Here is a 6,944-nt window from a genome sequence, read left to right as displayed (position 1 = left end):
GGCCCGACGCAGCTCCACCGCGTCACCAAACCCAGCACCCGGCACGGAATCAGACATGAGTGTCCCCTTCATGTATATCGAGAGAAATACGGGGGACGCGCGCAGCAGGCGTCAGAATCCCCCCTGTCGGCTTGAGCGATCCTGCCTGATTCAACAGAGCAAATCAACACCGTTTCGACGTTACAGCACTGAACATTGTTTAATGTTCAATTTTAATGAGGGCATGGTGGTGCACGCACCGGCCGCAACAAGATGGGAAAAGAAATAGCCCGGGTCCGGAGGTGTCCGGTCCCGGGCTTTTTCCTCGGTGGCGGTGCGTTATATCTTTCCGTTGTGGACCGCGCTGATCACCTGTCGCATCAGGGGTGAGAGCTGGTAGTAGGGGCCCAGGTTGAGGTAGTGGCCCTCGGGCGCCCACTTGACGGCCGCGATGACGATGGGCTCGCCGTCGTAGGCGCGCGGCGCGCCGCGCACGAACCCTTCGACCTGCGGTGTGATCGGCACGGGCAGGGCCGCCGGGTCCCAGTCGCGGGCCGGCGGCGGGGCGTAGCAGATCCGCTCGACGGCCTCGCCCTGCCAGCCCAGGGTGACGTAGATCCGGAACGAGCGGTGGGCGAAGGCGAGCATCTGCTCGTCCGGCTCGGGCAGGCCGATCGCGCGGTGCAGCGAGCGGATGGTGTCCGCCCGGCGGGCCTGTTCGGACAGCTGGGTGAAGTACAGGTTCACCGTGCGGCGCCCGTAGTCGATCCCGGTCATCGCGACGTCGCTCAGGCCGTGCCGCTCGAACAGGTCCGCGTGGCGGGCCAGGGCGGGCGGCATGCCGGGGATGTCGGCGAGCTTGGACACCCCCTGCACGTCCTGCGGGAAGTGCGCGTAGATCTTGTTGAAGCCGCCGGCCACCCCGCCGTCGACGAGGTACTCGCTGATGGTGCAGCGTTCCTGGATGCCGCGCAGCAGGGTGTCGACGGGGTGGCCGGCGGGGGTGATCAGGCCGTGGGCGACCGCGGTGGCGTACGGGTCGCCGCTGCTGGTGGGCACCGTGACGGTGAAGTCGAGCTCGGTGGGCACGCGCTCGCCGGTGGAGACGCTGTAGACGACCCCGGCCTGCCCCAGGCCGTCCGCGTAGGCGTCCAGGATCGGGCGGACCTTCTCGTGCGAGAAGGGCACCCCCGCCAGCCGGGCCGCTTCCTGGATGGCCGCGTACACGTCGTCGGTCCCGGTGACTTGGGTCATTTCTCCTCCATGTGCCCGTGGGCGCTGGTGCTCGGCAAGAAGCGGCCCGCCAGACCCGGCGGTCCGCGGTCCCGGGAACCGGCCCTCAGGCGACCTTGGTCGCGCTCAGGATGGCCTGGACGGGGATGACGTCGCGGGGCACCTCGGCGGGGTCCTTGGTGAGGGCCTTGGTGACCTTGAACCCGCACTCCTCCAGCCACTTCTGGTAGACCGAGATCTTCTGCGGGCCGCCCTGGCCCATGGTGGCGCCGATGAAGAAGGCCGGGAAGAAGTCGACGTTGTAGTTGTCGGTGTCCCGGATGTCCTCGGGGTAGACCGGCACCATGATGTGGACCTGGCCGCCCACGTCCAGGGACTTGTGGACGCCCTGGAGGATCGTGAAGACGTCGTCCTTGTCGAACATGTCCAGGAAGTGCTTGATGAGCACCGTGTCGAAGCCCTGGGGGATCTCGTCGAAGACGTTGCCGCCGATGAAGGAGCAGTGCTCGGCCACCCCGTGGGCCTTGAAGTTCTCCAGGCACCTGGCTTCCTTGTCCGGCAGGTCGAAGGTGGTGACCTTCAGCCCCGGGGACTCCTTGTGCCGGTAGGTGTGGATCGCGCCGAGGCCGGTGTTTCCCGCGACGTCCAGGACCTGGGCGCCGGCGGGGATGTCGACGTTGGCGAAGAACCAGGGGTCGATGTTGGCGGTGACGTTGTTCATCAGCGTCAGCCAGGCGTCGTTGAGGTCGCTGTGGTCGGCGACCGCGTCGTAGAGGGTGCCCTCCTCGGCGCCGTAGAGCTCCTTGAGGCCCACGATGGTGCCGGTGCGGGCGCTGTCGGTCAGGTAGAAGAGCTGCCGCAGCGCGACGACCTTGATCATGTTCATGTAGGTGAGGGCGCGCTTGAGGTCGCCCTCGCCGACCTCGGCCAGCGCGTCCAGGGTGTAGGCGCCGGTGGCCTCGTCGTGGGCGACGAAGCCCTCCTTGACCATGAGGAAGAGCAGCTGCTCGACGGCGTCGGGCTTGGTGCCGGCGGCCTCGCCGAGCTCGGCCGCGGTCTGTCCGGGCCGCTCGCGGAGCGAGTCGATGATGCCGAGCTCGAAAACGGACAGCAGGCTCATGAACCGCGAGGGGCCCACCATGTATTCGCGAAAGCGCGCCAGAGTGGCTTCAGTTGTCATTGCGCCGATCCCTTTCGAGTTGGGTGTTCTCCGTCGCCGCGGCCGGCCGGGCGGGGCCGGCGCCGGGTGACGGGCGCTGGGTGAGGTGCTTTCGGGTGGTGCGCCACTCGCCGCAGGTGGTGCGGCGGTGATCCGGCGCGGGGTGGGGGCGCACCCGGGTCAGGAACGGCCGCCGATGTAGGAGAGGTTGAGCCGGCTGTCGGTCCGCCACTGGTAGTACGACTGGAGCTTGTAGTACTCCTCGCCGCTCTCGGTGACGGCGGCGTAGACCATCTTGGGGGTGTCGACGCCGTAGGGAACGCTCTTGAGGAACTGCTCGACCTTGGTGCCCAGGCGCGCCGAGAGCTCCAGCGGGTTCTCCGTCTTGACGCTGTAGGCGATCCGTTCGGCCTTCGGCGAGTCCCAGTTGAAGGTGGCGTAGACGCCGAACGCCTTCTGGCAGAACTCGAGCATCTGCTCGCTGGGGTCGGGCAGGCCGATCTCGCGGTGCATGGCCAGGACCGTGTCGGGCGCCACGACGTCGGCGGAGGCCGCGAAGTACACGTTCATCGTCCTGCTGGCGTAGTCGATGCCGATCAGGTCGACCTTGTCGGCCAGGCCGTAGCGGGCGAAGAACTCCTCGCTGCGCGCCAGGCCGGGCGGCATGGTGGGGACTTCGGCGAGGTGGGCCAGGCTCTCGTGCCGGCCGCCGGGGAAGTACACCCAGATCTTCTTGAAGCCGCCCAGGACACCGAAGTCGACGCCGTAACTGTCCACCGGGCAGTGCTTTTGCACGTCCTCGATCAGGGACTCGACGGGGTGCCCGCTGCGGGCGGTCAGCCCCTTCTCCACGGCGACGGCATAGGGGTCGATGTCCTTGGGGACCGTGAAGCGGCAGTCGAACTCGCCCTCGTGGCGGGCGTTGGTCGCCACCCGGAAGGCGATGACCGCGCCCGGGAGCACCTCCTCGAACGCGGCCAGGACGGGCCACACCCGCTCGCGCGCGCACGTCACGTCCAGCAGTCCGGCTGATTCCTCGACGGCAGCGTAGACACCGGCCAGATCGGCGGTTCCCGACATCAATTCCTCCATAGATGGATGCTCAGCGCCGGTGTGAACGGCGGCACGTGTGGCGGCGCCCGGAGCCCGCGAAAAGGGTCTCTCGCCCCGCGCGCCGGGCGGGTCTGCGGACCGCGCCGCCCCCGCACACCGCTCCCGGCGGGCCGCCCTCAACACCCCGCACTGCGGGGCGGGTTGGGCGGGCGGGGTGGAGGGCGGGATGCCGGGTCGGGGCGGGCATACGGCGGCGGGCGTGGGGGTGCGGCCGTGGCGGGGTCCGGCGGATCCGGCCGGTGTCCGGGATGTGCGGGTGGGGGTCCGCCGGTCGGGCGGGTGCGCGAAGGCCCGAGGGCCCTGGCAGCACAACTCCCCCGCACTCAAGGGCTCCACGCTCCGCAGGGAGGGGGCACAGCTTTTGGGCAGGGGAGGTCTGCAGAAATAGTGACACGGGTGGGGCCCGGCACCAAGAGCCCTACGAAGTGACGTGGGTCACGCCAAGCGGAGCCGGGTGCGGCGGGGCGGCCGGGCGGACGCGGACGCGTTCACCGCCGCTCGGGCGCGGGGCGCCGGGGTGCGGCGCCGTGATGCGGAGGCGGCCGGGCGCGCACCGCACACCGCACCCTCCCCCTCCAACTCCCCCTGACTGGACCGCTGTTGGGAACCCGCGCCCGGGAGGGGCGGGCCGGGAGGGGGCAGGGCATGTCCGCCGCCGGTGGCGCGCGGGGCGCCCGGGGTGTGGTGCCGCGATACGGAGGCGGCCGGGCGCGCACCGCACACCGCACCCTTACCCTCCAACTCCACCTGACCGGACCTCTGTTGGCAACCCGCGCCCGGGAGGGGCGGGCCGGGAGGGGGCAGGGCATGTCCGCCGCCGGTGGCGCGCGGGGCGTCCGGGGTGTGGCGCCGTGGCGCGGAGGCCGCCGGACGGGCGCCCCGCACCGCGCCTCCCCTCCCCTCCTCTTGCCTCCCCGCCTCCCCCTGCTGGTGGGGGTGTTGAGTCCAGGTCGGCCGGGCGGGGGGTGTCAGGGGGTGGTGCGGGGTTCGGGCGGCAGGATGAGGGTGGGTTCCAGCGGGGCACTGGGGGTGGTGGTCTCCGGCGCGGCGGCCGGGGCCAGGGCGGGCCGGGCGCCGCGCTGCTGGCGCCAGCCGGCCTGGGCGGCGATCACGGCCACGTAGGGGATGGCGACGCCGCCGATCAGGGCGCAGACGGCCAGGGCGGGCCAGCGGTTCCAGGTCAGGGCCATCACGACGACGCAGGCGGTGCGGATGAGCATGGCGGTGATGTAGCGGCGCTGGCGGCCGCGCAGGTCCTGTGTCAGGCCGGTGCGCGCGGCGGTGATGGGTGCGGGCCGGGGTCCGTCCCGGTGGCCGGGGTCTCGGTGCACGGCAGTGGCCGTCCCTTCTGCGGCCCCGGCCAGGGGCAGGGGCGCGCCGCGGCCCCGGGGGCGGGCGGGCCGGGGCGACGGCGGCGGGTGCGTGGTGGGTGGTGCGACGGGGCGGCGCGGGTGACCCGTCCCCTGGTCGCCCGCGCCGCTGTCCGTGTCCCGGCGGATGCCGGGGTGCCGCCGTTACCGGTGCAGTTGCTGGTCCGGCTCGCGTCCCTCGACGGCGGCGGGCCGGGTGGGCGCGTGGCCGTTGGAGGAGTGGTCGAGGTGGTCCAGGGCCTGGCGCATCTCCTGCGGCGTGGGGTTGGGGATCTGTCCGCCGGCCAGCCAGCGGCTGAGGCGGTGGCGCAGCATCTCCTTGCGGGACTGCGGGTTGGGCACGCCGTCGCGGTCCTCGCGCAGGGGGGCCGGCAGGGGCTGGGCGATCTCGCGGGAGAGGAGCATGTACTCCTCCTCGCGGTTGACGCGTTCGTGGACCTCGACGAACTCGCCGTGCGGCAGGCGCTTGATGCGTCCGGTCTCGCGGCCGTGCAGGAGCTTGTCGCGGTCGCGGCGCTGCAGGCCCATGCAGATCCGTTTGGTGATGACGTAGACCAGGGCCGGGATGACGAAGACCCCGATGCGCACCGTCCAGGTGATGGCGTTCATGGACAGGTGGAAGCGCTCGGCGAGGATGTCGTTGGCGCCGCCGAAGAAGAGCACCAGGTAGAAGGCGGCCAGGGAGGAGACGAACGCGGTGCGGGTGGGCTGCTCGCGCGGGCGGTCCAGCAGGTGGTGCTCGCGTTTGTCCCCGGTGATCCAGGCCTCGATGAAGGGCCACAGGGCGGCGATGCCGATGAGCAGGGTGGGCAGGACGACGGCCGGGACCAGGACGCCCATGTTGACGGTGTAGCCGGCGATCGCGAACTCCCAGGCGGGGAAGGCGCGCAGGGCGCCTTCCAGGAAGCCCATGTACCAGTCCGGCTGGGAGCCCTGGGAGATCTGGTCGGGCCGGTAGGGCCCGTACACCCACACGGCGTTGATCTGGGCGATGCCCGCCATCAGGGCCAGGACGCCGGAGACCAGGAAGAAGAAGCCGCCCGCCTTGGCCATGTAGTGCGGCATCAGGGGCTGGCCGACGACGTTCTTCTGGGTGCGGCCCGGGCCGCGGAACTGGGTGTGCTTCTGGTAGACGACCAGGATCAGGTGGAGGGTGACCAGGGCCAGCATGATCCCGGGCAGCAGCAGGATGTGCAGGCTGTAGAAGCGCGGGATGACGTCGGTGCTGGGGAACTCCCCGCCGAACAGGAACATCGTCAGGTAGGTGCCGACCAGCGGGATGGCGAGCGTGACGCCCTCGGCGATGCGCAGGCCGGTGCCCGAGAGCAGGTCGTCGGGGAGCGAGTAGCCCAGGAAGCCCTCGAGGGTGACCAGGACCAGCAGCACCACGCCGATGAGCCAGTTCAGTTCGCGCGGCTTGCGGAACGAGCCGGTCAGGAAGTGCCGCAGGGTGTGCGCCATGGTCGCGGCGATCATGGTGAGGGCGGCCCAGTGGTGCAGCTGGCGGATGAACAGTCCGCCGCGGACCTCGAAGCTGATCCTGAGGGTGGAGGCGTAGGCCTCCGACATCTGCACGCCCTGCAGCGGGACGTGCGGGCCCTCGTAGACGGTGTGGGCCATGCTCGGGTTGAAGAACATGGTCAGGTAGAGCCCGGTGAGGATCAGGATGATGAAGCTGTAGAGCGCGATCTCGCCGAACATGAAGGACCAGTGCTCGGGGAAGACCTTGCGCATCAGGGTGCGCCATTGGTAGATCCCCAGGCGTCCGTCCGCCCAGTCGGCGATGCGTTCGCCCTGCGGCGTGCTGGTCCGCTCCCGCTGCGGTGCATCGTCGGTGATGCTCATGCCCGCGCGCCCTCCCCTCGCCGCTCAGTCGTCACAGGCACACCCGGGCCGACCGGTGAACGGTCGGCGGTGGGGGCGGCCTGCAGCGGCGCAAACGGGCCCGTGCCCTGAAGCGGAACGAACGCTATCGACACCCGAAGTGGCCGGACAACCGCTCTCAAGCCGGAATCCGGTTCCAACTCCACTGGTTCTTGAGCGTGTTTCGAGTTTCCTCGATGCGCGGTTACTCTATCCGCGCCCAACAG

The 6,944-nt window shown here is 70.4% G+C and carries 5 protein-coding genes; all 5 read right to left on the bottom strand.

Going from position 1 to position 6,944, the window contains the following annotated elements; translation table 11 throughout:
* Positions 1-318 precede the first annotated feature (318 nt).
* The 5 genes from ACZ592_RS40170 to qcrB all read right to left on the bottom strand — a co-directional run bounded on the left by ACZ592_RS40170 (position 319) and on the right by qcrB (position 6,699).
* Positions 319-1,233: an aromatic prenyltransferase gene (locus ACZ592_RS40170; protein WP_471586733.1), complete on the bottom strand. Its 915-nt coding sequence runs from the start codon at positions 1,231-1,233 to the stop codon at positions 319-321.
* Positions 1,234-1,318: 85 nt separating this feature from the next.
* Positions 1,319-2,392: a methyltransferase gene (locus ACZ592_RS40165; protein ID WP_471586732.1), complete on the bottom strand. Its 1,074-nt coding sequence runs from the start codon at positions 2,390-2,392 to the stop codon at positions 1,319-1,321.
* A gap of 159 nt (positions 2,393-2,551) precedes the next feature.
* Entirely contained in the window at positions 2,552-3,451 is a 900-nt protein-coding gene (locus ACZ592_RS40160) for an aromatic prenyltransferase (protein WP_471586731.1), read from the bottom strand.
* A 1,001-nt stretch (positions 3,452-4,452) separates the two neighbouring features.
* Positions 4,453-4,815, bottom strand: coding sequence for a DUF3099 domain-containing protein (locus ACZ592_RS40155; protein ID WP_471586730.1), 363 nt, complete (start codon positions 4,813-4,815; stop codon positions 4,453-4,455).
* Positions 4,816-4,998: 183 nt separating this feature from the next.
* Entirely contained in the window at positions 4,999-6,699 is a 1,701-nt protein-coding gene (gene qcrB, locus ACZ592_RS40150) for a cytochrome bc1 complex cytochrome b subunit (protein ID WP_471586729.1), read from the bottom strand.
* Positions 6,700-6,944 lie beyond the last annotated feature (245 nt).

It is taken from the genome of Streptomyces sp. NPDC040622 (assembly GCF_055593965.1).
This window is presented reverse-complemented; position numbering and strand designations above follow the sequence as displayed.

Coding starts and splice junctions, on each gene's coding strand:
- ACZ592_RS40170 (WP_471586733.1), bottom strand. CDS start 1,233: ATGACCCAAGTCACCGGGACCGACGACGTGTACGCGGCCATCCAGGAA.
- qcrB (WP_471586729.1), bottom strand. CDS start 6,699: ATGAGCATCACCGACGATGCACCGCAGCGGGAGCGGACCAGCACGCCG.
- ACZ592_RS40165 (WP_471586732.1), bottom strand. CDS start 2,392: ATGACAACTGAAGCCACTCTGGCGCGCTTTCGCGAATACATGGTGGGC.
- ACZ592_RS40160 (WP_471586731.1), bottom strand. CDS start 3,451: ATGTCGGGAACCGCCGATCTGGCCGGTGTCTACGCTGCCGTCGAGGAA.